Here is a 22545-nt window from a genome sequence, read left to right as displayed (position 1 = left end):
GTGAGCGGCCGGTCCGGCGGATCGGTACGGATCAGTAGAGGGCCATCGCGAGCTTGCGGCGCGACGACACCACGACCGGATCCGCGGCATCGAACAGTTCGAACAGTTCGAGGAGCCGGGTGCGTGCCGCGGTGCGTTCGTCCCCGGCGCTGCGACGCACGAACTCGATGAGACGACCGAAGGCCGCCTCCGGCTGCTGCGCGAACAGTTCGGCGTCGGCCGCGGTGAACTGGGCTTCGAGGTCGTTCGGAGCGGCATCGGCGCGCTCGATCGCATCCTCGGGAATCTTGCTCGCGCGGGCCAGGAAACGCACCTGGCGCAGCGCGGCCTGCGCCTCGGTGTTGTTCGGCTCGGAGTTCAGGACGAGCTGGTAGGCCGCCTCGGCGCCCTCGAAGTCGCCGTTCTCGAGTGCCTGCTCGGCAGCCTCGAAACGCGGGTCGGCGGGCTGTTCCTCCGGCTCGGCGCCGGGCGGGCCCGACAGCTTGCCTGCGACGGCGTTCCGGATGGCGTCGAGCCACTGACGCAGCGCGGGCTCGGGCTGCACGCCCTGGAAGTCGGCGAGCGGCTGGCCGGCCGCGATCGCGACGACCGTGGGCACCGACTGGACGCCGAAGGCCTGGGCGATCCGCGGGTTCGCGTCGACGTCGACCTTCGCAAGGACCCACGCACCGTTTGCCTCGTTCGCGAGCTTCTCGAGAACGGGTGAGAGCTGCTTGCACGGTTCGCACCAGGTCGCCCACAGGTCGACGATCACGGGCACCTGCATCGACCGCTGCAGCACCTCGGTCTCGAACGTCGCTTCGGTGACGTCCACGATCGGGGCGATGGCACCGGGTGCGGCGCCGTCGCCACCGGCCGGAGGCGGAGGCGGCGGCGCGGAGGCCCTCTCCTTGAGCGGTGAGAGATCCACCGCGCCGGACATCGCCGCGGCGACGGCGGCAGAACGTGCTGGACGGGAACCGGGTCGAGTCACGTCCACCAGTTTGTCACGAGTGGTCCGAATCGTGCTGCACGGACCGGGGGACGTCGCCGTGAGGTCAGACGGTCGCGGTGGCGTCCTCGCGGGTGGCGGGAGCGGACAGCTCTCCGAGGCGACCGGTGCGCACGGCCCAGCGCTCGAAGACGATCGTGCCGAACGGGGGCACGCTCGAGACGAGGGCGAGGAAGGTCGTCTTGAGATCCCACTTCAACGACCACGCCGTGAGGAGCGCGATGAGCACGAACGGGATGAAGCCGGCCACGCCGTGCACCATGCCCGGGATCGCGATGGCCTCTTCGTAGCCGAGCACCCACTTGAAGAACATGGCGATCAGGAGGGCGAGCCAGGTCACCGCTTCCCAGATCGCGATCAGCCGGAATCGTTTCGCAGGCGTGGACACGTCGAGGATGTTGGTCATGCGGCCATTGTGCCGAAAGGCCTACGACAAGCCGTAGTTCAGTGAGAGACATCACGGCCCCGGCATGCTTGCGCCGGGGCCGTGATCATGCTTTAGAGAAAGGGGTCAGTTCTCGGGCACCCGCACGATGAGCGCGTCGCCCTGGCCGCCACCACCGCACAGGGCGGCAGCGCCGACACCGCCGCCGCGGCGCTTCAGCTCGAGCGCCAGGTGCAGCACGATGCGCGCGCCCGACATGCCGAGCGGGTGGCCGAGCGCGATCGCACCGCCGTTGACGTTCACCTTCGCGGGATCGATGCCCAGCTCACGGGCTGAGACGATGCCGACGGCGGCGAACGCCTCGTTGATCTCGATCAGGTCGAGGTCCTTCGGGTCGACGCCCTCACGCTCGCAGGCCTTGGCGATCGCCCGTGCCGGCTGCGACTGCAGGGTCGAGTCCGGTCCGGCGACGACGCCGTGGCGGCCGATCTCGGCGATCCAGCTCAGCCCGAGCTCGGTGGCCTTGGCCTTGCTCATCACGACGACCGCGGCGGCACCGTCGGAGATCTGCGAGGCCGAACCTGCGGTGACGGTGCCGTCCTTCGAGAAGGCCGGACGCAGCGAGCCGAGCGACTCGGTGGTGGTCTCCGGGCGGATGCCCTCGTCGGCGGCGAAGACGATCGGGTCGCCCTTGCGCTGCTTGATCGACACCGGCACGACCTCGTCCTCGAACAGGCCGTCCTTCCAGGCGCGGGCGGCCCTCTGATGCGAGGCGGCGGCGAAGGCGTCCTGCTCCTCGCGGGAGACGAAGCGGTCGCCGGAGTTGGCCGACTCGGTGAGGTTGCCCATCGCCTGGTCGGTGAAGATGTCGTGCAGGCCGTCGTAGGCCATGTGGTCGCGCAGGGTCACGTCGCCGTACTTGAAGCCGGCGCGGGACTTCTCGAGCATGTGCGGGGCCTGGCTCATCGACTCCTGGCCGCCGGCGACGACGACGTCGAACTCGCCCGCGCGGATCAGCTGGTCGGCCATCGCGATCGCGTTGATGCCCGACAGACACACCTTGTTGATGGTCAGCGCCGGGACGTCCATCGGGATGCCGGCGGCGACGGCCGCCTGACGGGCCGGGATCTGGCCGGCGCCGGCGGTGAGCACCTGGCCCATGATGACGTATTCGACCTGCTCAGGAGCCAGACCGGCGCGCTCGAGCGCACCGGAGATCGCCACGCCACCGAGATCCGATCCGGAGAAATCCTTGAGCGAGCCCTGAAGACGCCCCATGGGCGTACGGGCTCCGGCGACGATGACAGAACTGCTCACGGGACATTCCTCCGAAAGATCGGCATGTGATCGGAAAACTCCACTCGGATATTCACCTGAATCCCGATAGGAGTGCACTCAACGGTACCGCTACCGTCTAGAGCATGACCGAGACCTCTCCCACATCCGCTCCGGCGGCGTCCGTTCTCGCTTCCGGACTCGTCACCGCCATCGATCACGTCGGCATCGCAGTGCCCGACCTCGATGCCGCTCTCACCTGGTACGCCGAGAACCTCGGTCTCGTGTCCACCCACGAGGAAGTCAACGAGGAGCAGGGCGTGCGCGAGGCGATGCTGGCCGTTCCGGGGACCCTCGAAGGGTCCACCATGATCCAGCTGCTCGCCCCGCTGAACGAGAAATCCACGATCGCGAAGTTCATCGACCGCAATGGCCCGGGTCTGCAGCAGCTTGCCTACCGCGTCTCCGACATCGATGCCGTCTCCACTGCGCTTCGTGAGCGCGGCGTCCGCTTGCTGTACGACGCACCCCGTCGCGGCACCGCCGATTCGCGCATCAACTTTTTGCATCCGAAGGACGCGGGCGGCGTCCTCGTCGAGCTCGTCGAGCCGGCTGCACATCCCGCTCACTGACGGCCGTTCCGGTGCGCTCCCGAAGACGGATGGGGCGGGAGCGCATCCGGGTCGTACCCGCAGGGACCGGGTAGATTGTCTCCATGGTCTTCGATCGTGATCGCGCACCCAGCCACCTGCCGTTCTCCATCGTGCGGAAGGGATTCGACCGCGACGAGGTGACCAACTACTTCGCCCGGTTCGAGGCCGAGCTGCGCGTGACTGCCACCGACCGCGACGCCGCCGCCGCGCAGGCCCGCGATCTGGCCCGTCAGCTCGAGAACGCCCGCAACGAGATCGACGAACTCCGCAAGGACGTCGACCGTCTGTCGGTGCCGCCCACCACCGCCGAGGGCATGAGCGACCGCATCTCCCGGATGCTGCGTCTCGCCTCCGACGAGGCCTCCGAGCTGCGGGCCCGCGCCGAGGCCGACGCCGCCGAGATGATCTCGCTGGCGGAGCAGGAGGGCATCCGCCTCCGGGGCGACTACGAGAAGAAGCTCGCCGAACTCGAGGACACCCGCGTCGCCTTCGCGGCCGAGCACGAGCGGACGATGACTGCGGCCCGCGCCGAGGCCGAGCGGATCGTGGCTGCTGCCCGCGCGGAGGCCGAGCGACTCGACGCCGAGGCCGAGGCCAAGCGCGAGCAGGTGCAGCAGGACTTCGAGATCACGATGTCCGAGCGTCGCACGAAGCTGCTCGGAGCCCTCGACGAACTCGAACGGACGAGTAAGGCCGAAGCCGAGCGCCGCATCGAGGAAGCCACGCAGGAAGCCGAACGACGGCTCGCCCGCGCCACCGAACAGTCCGAGCGGAAGGTTGCCAACGCGCGCGACCTCACCGAGGAGCTCCGCGTGCTGCGCGGACGCATCCTCGGCCAGCTCGACGCCGTTCGCGAGCAGCTCGACGACGTCCCCACGCTGCTCGCGGGCATCAACCGCGAGGGCGAACTGCTCGACCGGGAGATCTCCCTCGACGAGCCCCGCACGACCGTCCTCGGTACGGCGCGCGACAACAAGCAGGGGGGCGACAAGCAGAGTTCGGACGACGAGAGTCCGAAGGAGCCGGCATCCCCCGAGGCCGACGCGAAGGCGGACAAGACCGCGCCGCTGCCGCAGACCGACAAGACCACGCCCATGCCGCAGGCCGACCGGACGGCGCGGATCCCGAAGAGCGATGCCCCCGGCTCGGCCTCCGACCCGAACTCGGCCGCGCAGCCGAACAGCGGCGCACAGGGATCCCAGTCCACTCCACGCACGCCGAACCCCTCGGCACCGAATCGCTCCCCCTCGGTCGGTTCCGGTGTGCAGGGTCGCTCGCCCGCCGTGGCCAGCAAGGTCCGCAACTGACGGTCGCCGGCCGTCGGGCTTGACCTTCGAGTCGGTCGAAGCTCCATGATGGGCCGGTGACCGACCCGGAGATGATGTCGATCGGCGTGTTCGCCGAGCTCGTCGGACTGACCGCGAGCGCATTGCGGTTCTACGACGATGCCGGCCTGCTGCGTCCCGAGCAGGTCGATCCGTCGACGGGATACCGGTTCTACAGCCGCTCCCAGGTCCCGCGTGCGTGCCAGTTGCGGGAGATCGGGATGCCGCTGCCCGCCATCGGTGAGTTCTTCGCCGCCGACACGGACGAGGCCGCGCGACTGCTCGACGACCACGTCACCGGGATGACCACGGAGGCCGAGCGGCTCCGACGGGCCGCCGAGACCCTCGCGGCGTCCCTGCGTGCCGAATCGCGCCGCGTGATCTGCACGCTGCCGGGACCCGTCCTTGCCGGCGCCGTCGATCAGGTCTCCGCCTCCACCGGTCACGACCCCGACATCCCGGTACTGAACGGCGTGCACATGGAAACCGGATCCGGCTGCGTGAGGCTGACCGCCACCGACCGGTACCGGCTCGCCACCCGGACGCTCGTGCCCACCGATCCGACCTGCACGACGATCCCGCCGAGTCCCTGGTCTGGAATATCCGCTCCCTCGACGCTGCCGATGCCCTCACCGACGAGCGCGCACAGCGACACCACGACACCCTCCGGGTCGCAGGCTTCTATCCGAGCCTGCACCTGAACCTGGCCGACGACTCGGATCGTTCCGGGCGGCCGCGGATCATCTCGACCGCGCGCAGGACCACCTGTCCGCACTCCCCGACGATCCCTACCGCGACATCATCCGCACGGCCGTCCACGAGGTGCGTCGGGCGATCGCCGACCGCGACACCGCACCGCGAGCGTCCGCGCCGGGCACCGTCCGCTAACGGGTGCCCTCGGACCGGCGTGCAGCGACCGGTGAGGGTGGCTAGGACCAGCGTCGGGTCGGTCGGCGGGTCCCGCGTCCCGCCCAGCATCCGCTGTGCCAGTGCCGCCGGTCCTCCGCACCGCCGAGCGCATCGGTCGGCCACGCGACGACATGGGGTGTTCCCGGCGCGATCTCGTGATCGCATCCCGGGCACCGGTACGGCTTGGTGGCACGCGAACCCGGCACGGTGCGCACGGTGAAACGCTCACCTTCGGCCCCTGCGGGACCGTTCTCGGTGCGCACCGTCGCCCCGAAATAGGTCGGGGATTCGTCGGTCGCCCCACCGCGCTTGCGGCCGGTGCGGGATCTGTTGCGGCGCGGCACGATCAGAACAATCTGAACTCGGTGCTCTCGGTGCCCCGCAGCGCCTCGTAGTCGAGCACGAGGCAGCGGATGCCGCGGTCCGTGGCCAGCGTCCGTGCCTGCGGCTTGATCTGCTGAGCCGCGAACACGCCGCTGACGGGAGCAAGCAGCGGATCCCGGTTGAGCAGTTCGAGATACCGGGTGAGCTGCTCCACGCCGTCGATCTCGCCGCGACGCTTCACCTCCACGGCGACGGTCGCTCCGTCGGCATCGCGGCACAACAGGTCCACGGGTCCGATCGCCGTGGGGTACTCGCGCCGGATCAGGGTGAAGCCCGTCCCGAGGGTCTCGACGTGCTCGGCGAGAAGTTCCTGCAGGTGCGCCTCGACACCGTCCTTGATCAGACCGGGGTCGACACCGAGTTCGTGGCTCGAATCGTGGTCGATCTCTTCGAGAGTGATGCGCAGCTGCTCGCCTGCCTTGTTGGTGACCACCCACAGGGCCTCGGCGTCCTCGACGGACTCCTCCTCGAGCCAGCAGGGTGGGCTCATCCAGTTCAGGGGCTTGTAGGCACGGTCGTCGGCGTGGACACTCACCGAACCGTCGGATTTGACGAGGAGGAGACGTCGGGCCGTCGGCAGATGAGCCGTCAGGCGTCCGATGTAGTCCACACGGCAACGGGCAATCACAAGACGCACACAGCCACCCTAGAGGATCCACTCGACTAGTCTCGAACGACCATGCCCGCACGCAGTCACCGCACGGCCCCGCTCGGATCGGCCATCCTGGGAGAGCCTGCCGAACCGATCCGACGGCAACGCATCAGGATCCAGACCCTGTTGACGTTCTCCCTGATCGGTACGCATCTCGTCGGTGCCCTGATCGTGGCCGCTCTCATCAACGTCGTGATCCCGGGCCCGTCCGTACTGACCTCCGACTTCCTCGTCATCACCGCGATCCTCGCTCCTGTCTACGTGGTCTCGGCCGTCGTGGTCGGATCGGTGCTCGGTACCCGGGCGACCCTCCGCAGGCTGCGGTGGGCGCTGGAGAACCGGCCGCCCACCCCGCAGGAACAGCGGATCGCGTTGCGGATGCCCTGGCGTACCACCCTCCAGCAGGGAGCACTGTGGTTCATCGGGTTGATCCTGTTCACCGTCGGGTTCGGGGTCATCGACCCGCAGACGATCCCGAAGGTCGCGCTGACCATCACCCTGGCCGGTGTCACGGTGTGCGGATTCGCGTACATGTTCACCGATTTCGCGCTGCGCCCCATCGCGGCGCGCGCGCTCGAGGTCGGGACGCCTCGTCGCCCGCGCCTGGCCGGCACCACCGGACGCGTGATGCTCGCGTGGGCCCTGGGCAGCGCGGTGCCCGTTGTCGGTCTGCTGTTCATCGCGGTGTTCAGCTTCATCCGTCCCGTCACATCGACGCGCCTGGCGATCACGATCCTCGCCATCGGCGGACTCGGTCTGCTCACCGGCTCGCTGTTGATGTTCCTCACGATCCGGTCGACGATCGCGCCGATCGAATCGGTGCGCGCCGGGATGCAGCGCATCGCGTCGGGCGATTTCGATACCGCGGTCGTCGTCTACGACGGAACCGAATTGGGGCAGCTGCAGACGGGGTTCAACCGGATGGCCGAAGGCCTGCGCGAACGCGAGAAACTGCGCGACGTGTTCGGCCGCCATGTCGGACGGGAGGTCGCGGCTGCGGCGCTGGCCAATCCCGGTGTCCTCGGCGGTGAGGAGCGGGATGTCGCGGTGTTGTTCGTCGACATCGTCGGGTCCACCGCGTTGGCCGCGAGTCGCCCGCCGACCGAGGTGGTGGCGCTGCTCAACCGCTTCTTCGCGGTCGTCGTCGAAGAGGTCCACGCGGCCGAAGGATTCGTCAACAAGTTCGAGGGCGACGCGGCGCTCGCGATCTTCGGCGCGCCGGTCGCCCTCGACAACGCCGCCGGCTCCGCGCTCGGCGCCGCGAGAAGGATGGCGCGACGCCTCGCCGACGAAGTGCCGGAGTGTCGCGCGGGCATCGGGGTCACGGCAGGTCGCGCGGTCGCCGGGAACATCGGCGCGCAGGAACGCTTCGAGTACACCGTGATCGGCGATCCGGTCAACGAAGCAGCGAGGCTGTCGGATCTCGCGAAGACCGTTCCGGGTTACGTCGCGGCGTCGGCCCGCACCGTGCAGCTCGCCCCCGAGGACGAACGCGCACGGTGGGAACTGGGTGAGGAGATCACCCTGCGCGGTCGTTCCGAGCCGACGCGCCTGGCGATTCCGCGCGCGGACTGACGGCAGGCCTCACTCCCCCGCCAGCACCGCGTCGAGGAACTTGCGGGTGCGTTCCTCCCGGGGGCTGGTGAAGATGCGCTCGGGCGGCCCCTCCTCCACGATGCGACCCCGATCGAACATCAGCACTCGATCGGAGACGTCGCGGGCGAAGTGCATCTCGTGCGTCACGATCAGCATCGTGATGTCGGTCGTCTCGGCGATCGTCCGCAGCACGTCCAGCACATCGGCGACGAGTTCGGGGTCGAGGGCCGAGGTCACCTCGTCGAGCAGCAGGATCTCCGGATCCATCGCGAGGGCACGGGCGATCGCGACCCGCTGCTGCTGACCACCCGACAGTTGCGTGGGGTGGGCGGTCTCCTTGTCGGACAGACCGACCATCGCGAGCAGCTCCCGCGCACGGTCGCGTGCCTCGGCCTTACTGCGACCGAGGACGTGGACCGGAGCCTCGGTGAGGTTCTCCATCACGTTCATGTTGGGGAAGAGGTTGAACTGCTGGAAGACCATGCCGATGCTGCGGCGCATCGTCCTCAGGTAGCGCTCGGAGGCCGGGACGAGACGCGTCCCCTTGCGTTCGTGGCTGAGTGGTTCGCCCTTGACCCACACCACACCGTCGTCGATCTTCTCGAGGGTCATGAGCAGGCGCAGGATGGTCGTCTTGCCAGAACCGCTCGGACCGATCAACGTGACCCGTTCCCCCGGGGCGACGGTGAAGTCCAAGTGGTCGAGTACTACGTGGTCGCCGAATCTCTTGACCACGGAGTCGAAACGGATCATGGATCCATCGGAGCTGGCGGCGGGAAGCGAGTCGCCGTCGGCACCGGCTTCCTTGTGCATCTCAATAGGCAAGGCGACGCTCCAATCGGCGGACGAGCAACGACGTCGGGTAGCTGGCGATGAGGAAGATCAGGCCGGCCAGCGTGAGCGGCTCGAGGTACTGAAAGTTGCGCGCACCGAACTGCTGGGCTGCGGTCACCATCTCCACGACGGAGATCGTGAACAGGAACGGGGTGTCCTTGAACAGCGACACCGCGTAGTTGCCCAGCGCGGGCACGACACGGCGCACGGCCTGCGGCAGGATCACCGCACGCCACGTACGCATCGGCGACAACGACAGGGCGCGGCACGCCTCCCATTGTCCCTTCGGCACGGCGTCGATGCCCGCCCGGTACACCTCGGCCATGTAGGTCGAGTAGTGGATCCCCAGTACCGCGATGCCGATCTGCAGTGCACTGAACTGCGGGAGCAGGTAGTACACGAACAGGAGCTGCACCACGAGTGGTGTGAGTCGGATGAACTGGACGACGGCGGACAGCGCCGTCGCGAGCACCTTCGGCAACGAGCGGCGGGCGACGGCCACCACCAGCCCGAGCACCGCGGCGACCACGAATCCGAGGACCGTGGCCAGCAGGGTGATCCGGAATCCTTCGAGCAGTACCGGAAGCGCGTCGGCCGCGCGTTGCCAACTCCAGTCGACGGTCATGAGCGTGCCCCCACCGGCTGATCGAAGACCGGGGCGAGCCCGAAGATCTCACGGAGCGTCGGACCGGTCCCGAGTCGGCTCTTCGCACGCACCTCGAGCGCATTCATCAGCAGCGTCAGTAGATAGCCGAGCACGAAGTACAGCACCAACCCCACACCGAACGCGAAGATGGTATCGCCACTGCCTCTACGGAGCTGCTCGATCTGGAACGTGAGGTCCTGCAGGAGGATGTAACTCGCCAGTGCTGTTCCCTTGAGCAGCTGGATGAGCAGATTGGTCAACGGCGGGATCATCTCGGCCCAGGCCTGCGGGAAGACCACCCGTCGCATGCGTTGCCAGTAGCCGAAATTCAGCGCTGTCGCCGCCTCGAGTTGCGGCTTCGGCACCGAGGCGATCGCACCGCGCACCACCTCCGCTCCGTAGGCGCCGTAGTTGAGCGACAGCGCGAGGATCCCGCACACGATCGATTCGAGCCGGAACCCGAACAACGGAAGGACATAGAAGAACCAGAACAGTTGCACGAGAAGCGAAGTGCCGCGGAAGAACTCGATGAACACTCTCGCGCTGCCACGCAGGACGAGGTTCTTCGCGCCTGCCGCCAGCCCGAGGGCCACGGCGAGCAGGAACGCGAAGACCGCACTCCCCACGGTCAATTCGACGGTGACGAGCAGACCGTCGAACAGTTGGGGGAAGGAGTTCCACAGCAGTTCGATCTTCGAACCGAAATCCATTACGACGCAGCCGAGATCAGGAAACGCCCTCGCAGAGCATCTCGGTCGTCAGCCCCGGATCGGGCATCTCGGCCTCCGTGAACCCGAAGTCGCCGACGATCGAAAGGTACTTCTGCGGGTCGGACGTGATCTTCGCCAGTTCCTCGTTGTAGGCGTCGCGCAGTTCGGTGTCCTCCTTGCGGAAGGCCGTCCCGCCGGCGCCCACCTGAGGTACCCCGTCGATCTCCGCGACGAACGACTCGGTGACGTCGACGGGCGCACCCTCGTTGTTCTGCTTCATCCAGTTCAAGGAGATACCCGTCAGGGCGAAGACGTCGGCGCGTCCGTTGACGACGGCATCCATCCCGTCCTGGGGAGACGCCACCTGCATCGCGTCGATGCCGAGGGCAGACGCGTAGTCGGCTTCGATCGCGCCGGTCATGACGGCCATCCGGACGCCGCTCTCGGCGATCGACTGCATGTCGGCGAGTTGTTCCGGGTTGCCCTGCGGGACCATGAGTGCGGTGGTGTAGTTGAACTCCGGCTCGCTGAACAGTGCCTGTTCGCAACGTTGCGGGAGGATCGACATGCCGGCGCTGACGACGTCGAATCGTCCGGCCTGCAGGCCGGGAATGAGCGCACCGAAGTCGGTGGCCACACCTTCGACGTTGTCGATGCCGAGGTTCTTGAAGATCTCGCGGTGCAGAGCGACGGTGGCGCCGGTGAGTTCGCCGTCCTGCATGAAGCTGTAGGGTGCCTCGCCGGCGAACCCGACGGTGACGGTGCCTTCCTGCTGGAGCCGTTCGAGGGTCGAGCCCTCGGTGTCGGTGTCGACGCTCGTACATCCTGTGATGGCCGCGCCGATGAGTCCCAGTCCCGCGATCACCGCCGTGAACTTGCCGGCGGTACCCGTAGTCGATCGATTCGTCATCGTCTCGCCCCTCCTCGTCGTCGACGAGAACGCCCCCGACAGGCGCTCACACGCCGAACCCACACGAACCGTGCGATCGTGCATGAGCGGACGTTACCGACATAAGAAGGCACAGCCTGGAACAGGGCGTGTTTGTTACGAGGTCGTGATCGGCCGGGCGCCGGCGATGGAAAAGGGGCGCACCGTACCCGAGAACCGTTCGGAGCGTGAGTACTTTCCCGTGAGATGGGATCATCCGACGGTCCGGAGAGAGCCCGGAGAACACGAAAGGGGACCCACAGTGTGGGTCCCCTTTCGGAACGGGTGTTCGGCGGTGTCCTACTCTCCCACACCCTGTCGAGTGCAGTACCATCGGCGCAGACAGGCTTAGCTTCCGGGTTCGGAATGGGACCGGGCGTTTCCCTGTCGCTATGACCGCCGTAACTCTATGAAACAATAGTCCACGCAGATTCCTCGAATCACCTGCTGCTGCAGGATTTTCGGATCTGTGTGTGTTGTTTCAGATACCGCACAGTGGACGCGTAACATCTTCGTGGTAAGTCCTCGGCCTATTAGTACCGGTCACCTCCACCCATTGCTGGGCTTCCAGTTCCGGCCTATCAACCCGGTGGTCTGCCGGGGGCCTTACCCCCTCGAGGGGGTGAGAAACCTCATCTTGGAACAGGCTTCCCGCTTAGATGCTTTCAGCGGTTATCCCTTCCGAACGTAGCCAACCAGCCATGCCCCTGGCGGGACAACTGGCACACCAGAGGTTCGTCCGTCCCGGTCCTCTCGTACTAGGGACAGCCTTCCTCAAGTTTCTAACGCGCGCGGCGGATAGAGACCGAACTGTCTCACGACGTTCTAAACCCAGCTCGCGTGCCGCTTTAATGGGCGAACAGCCCAACCCTTGGGACCTACTCCAGCCCCAGGATGCGACGAGCCGACATCGAGGTGCCAAACCATCCCGTCGATATGGACTCTTGGGGAAGATCAGCCTGTTATCCCCGGGGTACCTTTTATCCGTTGAGCGACACCGCTTCCACATGCCGGTGCCGGATCACTAGTCCCGACTTTCGTCCCTGCTCGACCTGTCAGTCTCACAGTCAAGCTCCCTTGTGCACTTGCACTCGACACCTGATTGCCAACCAGGCTGAGGGAACCTTTGGGCGCCTCCGTTACATTTTGGGAGGCAACCGCCCCAGTTAAACTACCCACCAGGCACTGTCCCTGAACCAGATCATGGTCCGAGGTTAGAGGTCCAATACGATCAGAGTGGTATTTCAACAACGACTCCACCCATACTGGCGTATGAGCTTCACAGTCTCCCACCTATCCTACACAAACCGAACCGAACACCAATACCAAGCTATAGTGAAGGTCCCGGGGTCTTTTCGTCCTGCCGCGCGTAACGAGCATCTTTACTCGTAATGCAATTTCGCCGAGTCTGTGGTCGAGACAGCAGAGAAGTCGTTACGCCATTCGTGCAGGTCGGAACTTACCCGACAAGGAATTTCGCTACCTTAGGATGGTTATAGTTACCACCGCCGTTTACTGGGGCTTAAATTCTCAGCTTCGCGGAGTAAACCCCGCTAACCGGTCCTCTTAACCTTCCAGCACCGGGCAGGCGTCAGTCCGTATACATCGTCTTACGACTTCGCACGGACCTGTGTTTTTAGTAAACAGTCGCTTCTCTCTGGTCTCTGCGACCACCCCCAGCTCGGACCGCAAGGGCCGTCACCGGGCGTGGTCCCCCTTCTCCCGAAGTTACGGGGGCATTTTGCCGAGTTCCTTAACCACAGTTCTCTCGATCGCCTCGGTATTCTCTACCTGACCACCTGTGTCGGTTTGGGGTACGGGCCGTGTACCAACTCACTAGAGGCTTTTCTCGGCAGCATAGGATCACTGAATTCCCCTCAACGGGTACGCATCACCTCTCAGGCTGTGTGAATGGCGGATTTGCCTACCATTCGCCCTACCGGCTTACACCAGGTACTCCATCACCTGGCCCAGCTACCTTCCTGCGTCACCCCATCGCTTGACTACTACAATCAGGGTCCCGTGCAGCCATCCCCACAGTTCCCGAAGGAACAGCGGAAACTTTTGGACGGTTAGCACAACTGATTCGCCATTGGGCGCGGATACACGGGTACGGGAATATCAACCCGTTGTCCATCGACTACGCCTGTCGGCCTCGCCTTAGGTCCCGACTCACCCTGGGCGGATTAACCTGGCCCAGGAACCCTTGGTCATCCGGCGGACGAGTTTCTCACTCGTCTTTCGCTACTCATGCCTGCATTCTCACTCGCACAGCCTCCACACCTGGATCACTCCGGCGCTTCCACGGCTGCACGACGCTCCCCTACCCACCCACACCACTGCACACGTTCCCGCAGGAACGAATGGGTGTTGTGTGAGTGCCGCGGCTTCGGCGGTGTACTTGAGCCCCGCTACATTGTCGGCGCAGAACCACTTGACCAGTGAGCTATTACGCACTCTTTCAAGGGTGGCTGCTTCTAAGCCAACCTCCTGGTTGTCTCAGCGATCCCACATCCTTTTCCACTTAGTACACGCTTAGGGGCCTTAGCCGGCGATCTGGGCTGTTTCCCTCTCGACTACGAAGCTTATCCCCCGCAGTCTCACTGCCGCGCTCTCACTCACCGGCATTCGGAGTTTGGCTGATTTCGGTAAGCTTGTGGGCCCCCTAGACCATCCAGTAGCTCTACCTCCGGTGAGAAACACGCGACGCTGCACCTAAATGCATTTCGGGGAGAACCAGCTATCACGGAGTTTGATTGGCCTTTCACCCCTACCCACAACTCATCCCCTCAGTTTTCAACCTAAGTGGGTTCGGGCCTCCACGACGTCTTACCATCGCTTCACCCTGGCCATGGGTAGATCACTCCGCTTCGGGTCTAGAACATGCCACTCATGCGCCCTATTCGGACTCGCTTTCGCTACGACTACCCCACACGGGTTAACCTCGCGACATGCCACTAACTCGCAGGCTCATTCTTCAAAAGGCACGCCATCACCCACCACGAACTGAATCGTGCATCGGCTCTGACGGATTGTAAGCGCACGGTTTCAGGTACTATTTCACTCCCCTCCCGGGGTACTTTTCACCTTTCCCTCACGGTACTAGTCCGCTATCGGTCACCAGGGAGTATTCAGGCTTATCGGGTGGTCCCGACAGATTCACACCGGATTTCACGGGCCCGGTGCTACTCGGGTATTCGAATCGACAGTCATCGTGTTTTCGTCTACGGGATTCTCACCCTCTACGACAGGCCGTTCCAGACCACTTCGACTAACACGACGATTTCTCACTGTCGGCCGGCATGGCAGCGCCGACACAACGAACCCCACAACCCCGAATACACAACCCCTGCCAGGTATCACATGTACTCGGTTTAGCCTCATCCGCTTTCGCTCGCCACTACTCACGGAATCACATGTTGTTTTCTCTTCCTGTGGGTACTGAGATGTTTCACTTCCCCACGTTCCCTCCACACACCCTATATATTCAGATGCGGGTAACACGACATCACTCGTGCTGGGTTTCCCCATTCGGAAATCCTCGGATCACAGCTCGGTTGACAGCTCCCCGAGGCATATCGCAGCCTCCCACGTCCTTCATCGGCTCCTGGTGCCAAGGCATCCACCGTACGCTCATAAACACTTACAACAAAGATGCTCGCGTCCACTGTGCAGTTCTCAAACAACACACAACACCGAATACTCACCCCACCGAAGTGGACTTTTCTTCGACATCGTCGCTGATCAAACACATTGCGTGTTCTCTCAGGACCCAACAGTGCACCGATATAACTTTCTTCCTGCCGGCACTCGGGCCCGCAGTAGTGAAGAAAATGCTTGTCAGCGTTCCACCCATGAGCACCACCGGATTACCTGTGAATCCGTAATGGCTCTGCCTGCATGCGTTTACCGTCCCCGACTACTCGGGGTGCATGAGGAGTTGCTCCTTAGAAAGGAGGTGATCCAGCCGCACCTTCCGGTACGGCTACCTTGTTACGACTTCGTCCCAATCGCCGATCCCACCTTCGACGGCTCCCTCCCACAAGGGGTTAGGCCACCGGCTTCGGGTGTTACCGACTTTCATGACGTGACGGGCGGTGTGTACAAGGCCCGGGAACGTATTCACCGCAGCGTTGCTGATCTGCGATTACTAGCGACTCCGACTTCACGGGGTCGAGTTGCAGACCCCGATCCGAACTGAGACCGGCTTTAAGGGATTCGCTCCACCTCACGGTATCGCAGCCCTCTGTACCGACCATTGTAGCATGTGTGAAGCCCTGGACATAAGGGGCATGATGACTTGACGTCGTCCCCACCTTCCTCCGAGTTGACCCCGGCAGTCTCCTGCGAGTCCCCACCATCACGTGCTGGCAACACAGGACAAGGGTTGCGCTCGTTGCGGGACTTAACCCAACATCTCACGACACGAGCTGACGACAGCCATGCACCACCTGTCTACCGGCCACAAGGGAAACCACATCTCTGCAGTCGTCCGGTACATGTCAAACCCAGGTAAGGTTCTTCGCGTTGCATCGAATTAATCCACATGCTCCGCCGCTTGTGCGGGCCCCCGTCAATTCCTTTGAGTTTTAGCCTTGCGGCCGTACTCCCCAGGCGGGGCGCTTAATGCGTTGGCTACGGCACGGATCCCGTGGAAGGAAACCCACACCTAGCGCCCACCGTTTACGGCGTGGACTACCAGGGTATCTAATCCTGTTCGCTACCCACGCTTTCGCTCCTCAGCGTCAGTTACTGCCCAGAGACCCGCCTTCGCCACCGGTGTTCCTCCTGATATCTGCGCATTTCACCGCTACACCAGGAATTCCAGTCTCCCCTGCAGTACTCGAGTCTGCCCGTATCGCCTGCAAGCCCGCAGTTGAGCTGCGGGATTTCACAGACGACGCGACAAACCGCCTACGAGCTCTTTACGCCCAGTAATTCCGGACAACGCTCGCACCCTACGTATTACCGCGGCTGCTGGCACGTAGTTGGCCGGTGCTTCTTCTCCCACTACCGTCACTTGCGCTTCGTCATGGGTGAAAGAGGTTTACAACCCGAAGGCCGTCATCCCTCACGCGGCGTCGCTGCATCAGGCTTGCGCCCATTGTGCAATATTCCCCACTGCTGCCTCCCGTAGGAGTCTGGGCCGTGTCTCAGTCCCAGTGTGGCCGGTCGCCCTCTCAGGCCGGCTACCCGTCGTCGCCTTGGTAGGCCATTACCCCACCAACAAGCTGATAGGCCGCGGGCTCATCCTGCACCGAAAAACTTTCCACCCCAGAACATGCATCCCGAGGTCATATCCGGTATTAGACCCAGTTTCCCAGGCTTATCCCAGAGTGCAGGGCAGATCACCCACGTGTTACTCACCCGTTCGCCACTAATCCACCCAGCAAGCTGGGCTTCATCGTTCGACTTGCATGTGTTAAGCACGCCGCCAGCGTTCGTCCTGAGCCAGGATCAAACTCTCCGTTGAAGACTCACAATCACCCCCAAAAAAGGGGCAATCAGTCAAAGACAAAAGAGTCAAATCACTAGCATAAAAACTCAAACTAGCTCAAACACTGGACCACCGCAGACGGAAGAATGCGATGTCCAGCAACAACCACCGAACAAATTCGATGGTCGCACCAAATATTATTTGGCACTGACATTCATCGGCACACTGTTGAGTTCTCAAAGAACACGCACACACCATCGCTCCCGAACCTTCCGATTCGTTCACTCCGGGGTGATTGTCCATCAGGAGGTCTCTTCGACCTCCGGGGCCACCGACCTTACCAGAAGAATCGGGGGCTCGTAACCAAGTTCAGGCGCCTTCGTCCAACCTCGTTGTCCCGTTCCTCTCGGCCCGGGTCGGTGTCCGTGTCGCTCTGACCTGGAATAAGTTACGCGAGGATCAACTCCCTGCCAAATCGCCTGGTCAGAGGTGGTAGTCCTCGAGAAAAGCCCAGGTGAATGTCTCCGAGAGGCGCCGACCGGACCGAAATCGCTTCCGGTGACGCCGGACACAGGGCCCGAACAGGGTTTCCTCCCTAGTGAGACAGGAGTCGCCCTTCCTCGACACCCACCCGCTCGATGGTTCCGCCGAGCTCCTGGAGGATCTCGACGAACCGCGGATAACCACGGTCGATGTGGTAGACGTCGTGCACTTCCGTGACCCCGTCCGCACACAGGCCGGCGAGCACCAGACCTGCGCCCGCACGAATGTCCGATGCCCACACGGGAGCACTCGACAACTGCTCCACTCCCCGCACGACCGCGTGGTGGCCGTCGGTGCGGGCGTCCGCTCCGAGACGCACCATCTCCTCGACGAACCGGAACCGTGCTTCGAAGACGTTCTCGGTGATCATCGACGTCCCGTCGGCGATGGCCGCGAGACCGATGGCCATGGGCTGCAGGTCGGTGGGGAATCCCGGATACGGCAGCGTCGCGAAGTTGACGGCACGGGGCCGCTCCTTCTGCACGACGTGGAATCCGTCTGCCAACGGCATGACTTCGGCGCCGGCACTGCGCAACTTATCCAGCACCAACGCGAGATGCTTCGGATTGACGCCACGGACGGCGATATCGCCCCGCGTCATCACAGCTGCGATCCCCCACGTCGCCGCAACGATCCGGTCGCCGATGCACCGGTGCTCGGTGGGACGGAGGGACGAGACTCCCGAGACCCGCAGCGTCGTACTGCCCGCACCGGTGATCCGTGCCCCCATGCGGACGAGCATGTTGCACAGGTCGACGATCTCGGGTTCGCGGGCCGCGTTGTCGATGGTCGTGTCCCCCTTGGCGAGGACCGCGGCCATGAGGATGTTCTCTGTCGCTCCCACCGAAGGGAACGCCAGACGGATGGTGGCACCGTGCAGATCGTCCGCTTCCGCGACGACGCATCCGTGCTCGATCGACGAATGGGCGCCGAGGAGTCGCAGACCCGCCTGGTGCATGTCGAGCGGACGGGAGCCGATGGCGTCGCCGCCGGGCAGCGCCACGATCGCCTTGCGGCAGCGTGCAACCAGCGGGCCGAGTACACAGACCGACGCCCGGAACTGCCGCACTGCCGCGAAGTCTGCGCGGTACTCGGGTTCGGCAGGCGTCGTGATGCGTACGGCGTCGCCTTCGAGTTCGACCTCGCAGCCGAGTCCACGCAGGACGTCGGCCATCAGGGGCACGTCGAGGATGTCGGGGCAGTTGGTGATCGTGGTGGTGCCCTCGGCGAGCAGCGCCGCAGCCATCAACTTGAGGACGCTGTTCTTGGCACCCCCGACGACGACGTCGCCGGAAAGGCGGTTCCCACCTGTGACAAGAAAGCGTTCACTCACAACGACACAGCGTAACGGGCGTGTCCGCGGGAAGAGCAGAGCCGGTACCGTGACGCGCATGGCAGTCCACCTGACACGGATCTATACGCGCACCGGAGACGACGGAACAACGGGGCTCAGCGACTTCTCGCGCGTCTCGAAGAACGATCCTCGTCTGGTCGCCTACGCCGATTGCGACGAGACCAACGCGGCGATCGGTGTGGCCCTCGCACTGGGAGCGCTCCCGGAACGGCTCATCCCGGTACTCCGACAGATTCAGAACGATCTCTTCGATGCCGGCGCGGATCTGTCGACGCCCGTGGTCGAGAACCCGAAGTACCCGCCGCTGCGGATCACCCAGCAGTACATCGACCGGCTCGAGGGCTGGTGCGACGAATTCAACGAGGAGCTGGAACCGCTCAACTCGTTCATTCTTCCCGGCGGCACGCCGGGGGCGGCTCTGTTGCACACCGCCAGGACGGTGGCACGACGTGCGGAACGGTCGGCGTGGGCGGCGGTGGACGCGGCTCCGGACGACACGAACGTCCTGCCCGCGAAGTACCTGAACCGGCTCTCGGATCTGCTGTTCATCCTGGGCCGGATCGCGAACCCGGACGGCGACGTGCTGTGGAAGCCGGGAGCGGGCGCGTGAAGAAGTCCCTCTAGAGGGGGCGGCGGCGCTGCGACCGGCCGTCGGGCCTGGATTCGACCCAGGACATGAAGGCCATCAAAGCGCCGCTGTCGAGCGCGATCTCGTACAAGTCGTCGCGGTCGATCACATCGAGGATCACGATGTCCTCGGTCATGATGTCGAATTCACTGCCTTCCGGCTTCCGTCGCGAACGCACATCGATGCCCTGACGGGTCAGTCGTACGTCGGGTCCGGGCCGAAGGCTCGAAAGCTTGTAGAACGCGAGTGTCTCGTCGCCGTACCGAACGATTCCGTGCCTCCAGCCGGAACCCTCGTTCTGAGGCATCACTCGCAGAATGGCGGCGGTACCCCCGCCGCGCAGGGCGAAGAGGCGGTACAACAAAGCCGCGACGGAGACCGCGAGCAGCACCACAAGGATACTGAGAATCAGAAATCCAGGTGACACTGCTCGTCGGCTCCGTCGCGGCTTCTCGTTGTTCGACGATCAGGCTCGTTCGACAGCCCGCAGGCGGCCGCGGGCCGCTGCGATCTCCGACTCGTCACGATCTGCATCGTTCAGAGTCGACTTGGCTGCCTCGACGTCGATGTCCTCCACGCGGTCGGCGGCTTCGGCGAGCACCGTCACCGTCGTCGCGGTCACCGAGAGGAATCCGCCATGGACGGCCATGACGATCCGCTCACCGTCCGCGGTCCTGACGGACACGACGCCACCCTCGACGAGCTGGCCGAGCACGGGCTCGTGACCGGGCATGATGCCGATCTCGCCCTCGGTGGTCTGGGCGGTGACGAGAGTCGCCGATCCGGACCACACACGCTCCTCAACGGCAACGATGTCCACGCTCATCTCAGCCACGGTGGCCTACTTTCCGGCGATCTTCTTGGCTGCAGCCTCGACGTCGTCGAGTCCACCGCAGCTGTTGAACGCCTGCTCGGGCAGGTGGTCGAACTCGCCCTTGCACACGCGGTCGAAGGCCTCGATGGTGTCGGCGAGCGGCACGACCGAACCCGGCTGACCCGTGAACTTCTCGGCGACGATGAAGTTCTGGCCGAGGAACTTCTGGAGACGACGGGCACGGGCGACCGTGACCTTGTCTTCTTCGGAGAGCTCGTCCATACCGAGGATGGCGATGATGTCCTGCAGTTCCTTGTACTTCTGCAGGATGCGCTTGACCTCGTTGGCCACCCGGAAGTGGTCGGCACCGACGATGCCCGGCTCGAGGATTCGCGAGGTCGACGTCAGCGGGTCCACAGCGGGGTAGATACCCATCTGCGAGATCGGACGCGAGAGCTCGGTGGTCGCATCGAGGTGAGCGAACGTCGTGGCCGGCGCGGGGTCGGTGTAGTCGTCGGCGGGCACGTAGATCGCCTGCAGCGAGGTGATCGAGCGGCCACGCGTCGAGGTGATGCGCTCCTGGAGCTCACCCATCTCGTCCGCGAGCGTGGGCTGGTAACCCACGGCCGACGGCATACGGCCGAGGAGGGTCGAAACCTCCGAGCCGGCCTGCGTGAAGCGGAAGATGTTGTCGATGAACAGGAGCACGTCCTGTCCCTGGACGTCGCGGAAGTACTCCGCCATCGTCAGGGCCGACAGGGCGACGCGCATACGCGTGCCCGGCGGCTCGTCCATCTGGCCGAAGACGAGGGCGGTGTCCTGGAGGACGCCCATCTCTTCCATCTCGAGGTGGAGGTCGGTGCCCTCACGGGTGCGCTCACCGACGCCGGCGAACACCGACGTACCGGAGAACTCACGCGCGATACGGGTGATCATCTCCTGGATCAGAACGGTCTTGCCGACACCGGCACCACCGAACAGACCGATCTTGCCGCCCTTCACGTACGGGGTCAGCAGGTCGATGACCTTGATGCCGGTCTCGAGGATCTCGGTCTTGCCCTCGAGCTGGTCGAAGGCCGGGGGCTTGCGGTGGATGCCCCACTGCTCGCCGTCGCGTCCGGTGCCCGGCGCGTCGAGGCAGTCGCCCAGCGCGTTGAACACGTGGCCCTTGACGACGTCGCCGACGGGAACCGAGATCGGCTTGCCGGTGTCGCTGACGGGGGCGCCACGCACCAGGCCGTCGGTGGGCTGCATCGAGATCGTGCGGACCAGGTTGTCACCCAGGTGCTGCGCGACTTCGAGGGTCAGGGTCTTCGCCACGGACGGCAGAGTGACCTCTGCGTGCAGGGCGTTGAACAGCTCGGGCACGGCGCCACGCGGGAATTCCACGTCGACGACGGCGCCGATGACGCGGACGACGCGCCCGGCAAGGGCCGACGCCGCACCGGCGTTGTTGTCGGTTACTGCTGCGGTCATTGTGGTTCAGTCACTTCCTGCACTCGAGGCGAGCGCACCGGCACCGCCGACGATCTCGCTGATTTCCTGGGTGATCTGGGCCTGCCGGGCCTGGTTCGCCTGACGGCTGAGGGTGTTCACCAATTCCGTGGCATTGTCCGTCGCGGCCTTCATGGCGGTACGACGGGCTGCCGACTCGGAGGCCGCCGCGTCCAGCAGCGACGCGTAGATGCGCGTGCTGATGTACTTCGGCAGGAGAGCCTCGAGCAGAACTCCGGCCTCCGGCTCGAAGTTGTACACGGCCTGCGGTCCCTCGTTGTCCGTGGCGCGGCGTCCGTCGGTGAGCATGTCCTCGCCGAGGTCGATCTCGTCCTCGGTGATGCTCACTTCGAGCGGAGCCATTCTGCGAACCTGGGGGGTCTGGGTCAGCATCGACACGAAGCGGGTGTAGACGATGTGCAGTTCGTCGACGCCCTCGATGGTGCCCTCGCCGTTCGGTGCGGGCACCTCGGTGCCCGAACCCGCCATGAACAGCTCGACCAGGTGACGGCTCGCCTTCGCGACGTCCGTGTAACGGGGGTCCTGCGAGAAGCCCGTCCAGGCAGCGGCCACTTCACGCTCACGGAACGTGTAGTAGCCGAGGCCCTTACCGCCCATCACGTACAGCACAGGCTCCTTGCCCTCGCTGAGGAGCAGCTGACGCAGCTCCTCGGCTTCCTTGAGGACGTTGGAGTTGTAACCGCCGGCCATACCGCGGTCGCTGGTCACGACCAGCACTGCGGCACGCTTGGGGTTCTCGCGCTCGTTGAGCAGGGGGTGATCCAACGAGGCCGACGCACTCGCCAGCTCGGAGAGCACCTTGGTGATCTCCTCGGCGTACGGCTTGGACGCTGCCACTCGGGCCTGGGCCTTCGTGATACGCGACGTCGCGATCAGTTCCTGCGCCTTGGTGATCTTCTTGGTCGAGTTGACCGACTTGATCCGCGAGCGCAGTTCGCGCAAGTTCGCCATTCGTCGATCACACTC

General features: G+C 64.6%; 18 protein-coding genes, 3 rRNA genes and 2 pseudogenes. 6 read left to right on the top strand and 17 right to left on the bottom strand.

Annotated elements, in window-relative coordinates:
- Nucleotides 1-31: 31 nt before the first annotated feature.
- The 3 genes from RBB84_RS04300 to RBB84_RS04290 form a co-directional block, all read right to left on the bottom strand.
- A complete protein-coding gene (locus RBB84_RS04300; protein WP_064257063.1) occupies nt 32-922 on the bottom strand; it encodes a tetratricopeptide repeat protein in 891 nt (296 codons plus the stop codon).
- 115 nt (nt 923-1037) lie between these two features.
- Nucleotides 1038-1397 (bottom strand): DUF3817 domain-containing protein, encoded by a 360-nt coding sequence (locus RBB84_RS04295; protein ID WP_006554730.1) that lies wholly within the window; start codon nt 1395-1397, stop codon nt 1038-1040.
- 105 nt (nt 1398-1502) lie between these two features.
- Entirely contained in the window at nt 1503-2693 is a 1191-nt protein-coding gene (locus RBB84_RS04290; protein ID WP_064257058.1) for an acetyl-CoA C-acetyltransferase, read from the bottom strand.
- Nucleotides 2694-2797: 104 nt separating this feature from the next.
- Between RBB84_RS04290 and mce the strand changes: the two genes are divergently transcribed.
- The 4 genes and pseudogenes from mce to RBB84_RS04270 all read left to right on the top strand — a co-directional run.
- Entirely contained in the window at nt 2798-3283 is a 486-nt protein-coding gene (mce, locus tag RBB84_RS04285) for a methylmalonyl-CoA epimerase (RefSeq protein ID WP_006554728.1), read from the top strand.
- Nucleotides 3284-3366: 83 nt separating this feature from the next.
- Nucleotides 3367-4611: a hypothetical protein gene (locus RBB84_RS04280; protein WP_064257059.1), complete on the top strand. Its 1245-nt coding sequence runs from the start codon at nt 3367-3369 to the stop codon at nt 4609-4611.
- A gap of 71 nt (nt 4612-4682) precedes the next feature.
- Nucleotides 4683-5117 (top strand): annotated as a pseudogene (locus RBB84_RS04275) (MerR family transcriptional regulator); the annotation flags it as partial.
- A gap of 71 nt (nt 5118-5188) precedes the next feature.
- Nucleotides 5189-5517 (top strand): annotated as a pseudogene (locus RBB84_RS04270) (hypothetical protein); the annotation flags it as partial.
- Nucleotides 5518-5558: 41 nt separating this feature from the next.
- Here the strand turns inward: RBB84_RS04270 and RBB84_RS04265 are convergent.
- Nucleotides 5559-5882 carry a hypothetical protein gene (locus RBB84_RS04265; protein ID WP_006554724.1) on the bottom strand — a complete coding sequence of 108 codons (324 nt, stop codon included), beginning with the start codon at nt 5880-5882 and terminating at the stop codon, nt 5559-5561.
- A 2-nt stretch (nt 5883-5884) separates the two neighbouring features.
- On the bottom strand, nt 5885-6559 hold the full coding sequence (gene nucS / locus RBB84_RS04260; protein WP_006554723.1) for an endonuclease NucS: 675 nt from the start codon (nt 6557-6559) through the stop codon (nt 5885-5887).
- 42 nt (nt 6560-6601) lie between these two features.
- Here nucS and RBB84_RS04255 point away from each other — a divergent pair, with 42 nt between their 5' ends.
- Entirely contained in the window at nt 6602-8149 is a 1548-nt protein-coding gene (locus tag RBB84_RS04255) for an adenylate/guanylate cyclase domain-containing protein (protein ID WP_064257060.1), read from the top strand.
- A gap of 9 nt (nt 8150-8158) precedes the next feature.
- Here the strand turns inward: RBB84_RS04255 and ehuA are convergent, their stop codons facing one another.
- The 8 genes from ehuA to murA form a co-directional block, all read right to left on the bottom strand.
- On the bottom strand, nt 8159-8923 hold the full coding sequence (gene ehuA / locus RBB84_RS04250) for an ectoine/hydroxyectoine ABC transporter ATP-binding protein EhuA (RefSeq protein ID WP_024100498.1): 765 nt from the start codon (nt 8921-8923) through the stop codon (nt 8159-8161).
- Nucleotides 8924-8984: 61 nt separating this feature from the next.
- Nucleotides 8985-9629, bottom strand: coding sequence for an ectoine/hydroxyectoine ABC transporter permease subunit EhuD (gene ehuD / locus RBB84_RS04245; RefSeq protein ID WP_006554720.1), 645 nt, complete (start codon nt 9627-9629; stop codon nt 8985-8987).
- On the bottom strand, nt 9626-10360 hold the full coding sequence (ehuC, locus tag RBB84_RS04240; protein WP_064257061.1) for an ectoine/hydroxyectoine ABC transporter permease subunit EhuC: 735 nt from the start codon (nt 10358-10360) through the stop codon (nt 9626-9628). The genes ehuD and ehuC overlap by 4 nt, the downstream gene beginning before the upstream one ends.
- Nucleotides 10361-10376: 16 nt before the next feature.
- Nucleotides 10377-11270 carry an ectoine/hydroxyectoine ABC transporter substrate-binding protein EhuB gene (gene ehuB / locus RBB84_RS04235; protein ID WP_350247209.1) on the bottom strand — a complete coding sequence of 298 codons (894 nt, stop codon included), beginning with the start codon at nt 11268-11270 and terminating at the stop codon, nt 10377-10379.
- A 305-nt stretch (nt 11271-11575) separates the two neighbouring features.
- Nucleotides 11576-11692, bottom strand: a 5S ribosomal RNA gene (gene rrf, locus RBB84_RS04230).
- Nucleotides 11693-11801: 109 nt separating this feature from the next.
- Nucleotides 11802-14937 (bottom strand): 23S ribosomal RNA (locus RBB84_RS04225).
- Between the two features lie 302 nt (nt 14938-15239).
- Nucleotides 15240-16761: ribosomal RNA gene (locus RBB84_RS04220) — 16S ribosomal RNA — on the bottom strand.
- Together the 16S, 23S and 5S rRNA genes form the textbook arrangement of a ribosomal RNA operon.
- Nucleotides 16762-17320: 559 nt before the next feature.
- On the bottom strand, nt 17321-18601 hold the full coding sequence (gene murA, locus RBB84_RS04215; protein WP_019288974.1) for a UDP-N-acetylglucosamine 1-carboxyvinyltransferase: 1281 nt from the start codon (nt 18599-18601) through the stop codon (nt 17321-17323).
- A gap of 58 nt (nt 18602-18659) precedes the next feature.
- On the opposite strand from murA, the gene RBB84_RS04210 reads away from it, so the two are divergent.
- Complete coding sequence (locus RBB84_RS04210; protein WP_064062109.1) at nt 18660-19232, top strand: cob(I)yrinic acid a,c-diamide adenosyltransferase; 573 nt, start codon at nt 18660-18662, stop codon at nt 19230-19232.
- 10 nt (nt 19233-19242) lie between these two features.
- Here RBB84_RS04210 and RBB84_RS04205 read toward each other — a convergent pair whose 3' ends face one another.
- The 4 genes from RBB84_RS04205 to RBB84_RS04190 are packed head-to-tail and all read right to left on the bottom strand — an operon-like array spanning nt 19243 to nt 22530.
- Nucleotides 19243-19677 carry a DUF2550 domain-containing protein gene (locus RBB84_RS04205; RefSeq protein WP_350247207.1) on the bottom strand — a complete coding sequence of 145 codons (435 nt, stop codon included), beginning with the start codon at nt 19675-19677 and terminating at the stop codon, nt 19243-19245.
- Nucleotides 19678-19716: 39 nt separating this feature from the next.
- Nucleotides 19717-20085: a F0F1 ATP synthase subunit epsilon gene (locus RBB84_RS04200; RefSeq protein WP_006552597.1), complete on the bottom strand. Its 369-nt coding sequence runs from the start codon at nt 20083-20085 to the stop codon at nt 19717-19719.
- 6 nt (nt 20086-20091) lie between these two features.
- Entirely contained in the window at nt 20092-21540 is a 1449-nt protein-coding gene (atpD, locus tag RBB84_RS04195; RefSeq protein ID WP_016692470.1) for a F0F1 ATP synthase subunit beta, read from the bottom strand.
- A 6-nt stretch (nt 21541-21546) separates the two neighbouring features.
- Nucleotides 21547-22530 carry a F0F1 ATP synthase subunit gamma gene (locus RBB84_RS04190; protein ID WP_064256594.1) on the bottom strand — a complete coding sequence of 328 codons (984 nt, stop codon included), beginning with the start codon at nt 22528-22530 and terminating at the stop codon, nt 21547-21549.
- Nucleotides 22531-22545: the final 15 nt, after the last annotated feature.

The sequence above is a fragment of the Rhodococcus sp. D-6 genome (assembly GCF_040256695.1).
Lineage (GTDB): Bacteria > Actinomycetota > Actinomycetes > Mycobacteriales > Mycobacteriaceae > Rhodococcus > Rhodococcus pyridinivorans.
Note: the sequence above shows the minus strand (reverse complement) of the source record. Positions and strands in the feature narration are given on the sequence as shown.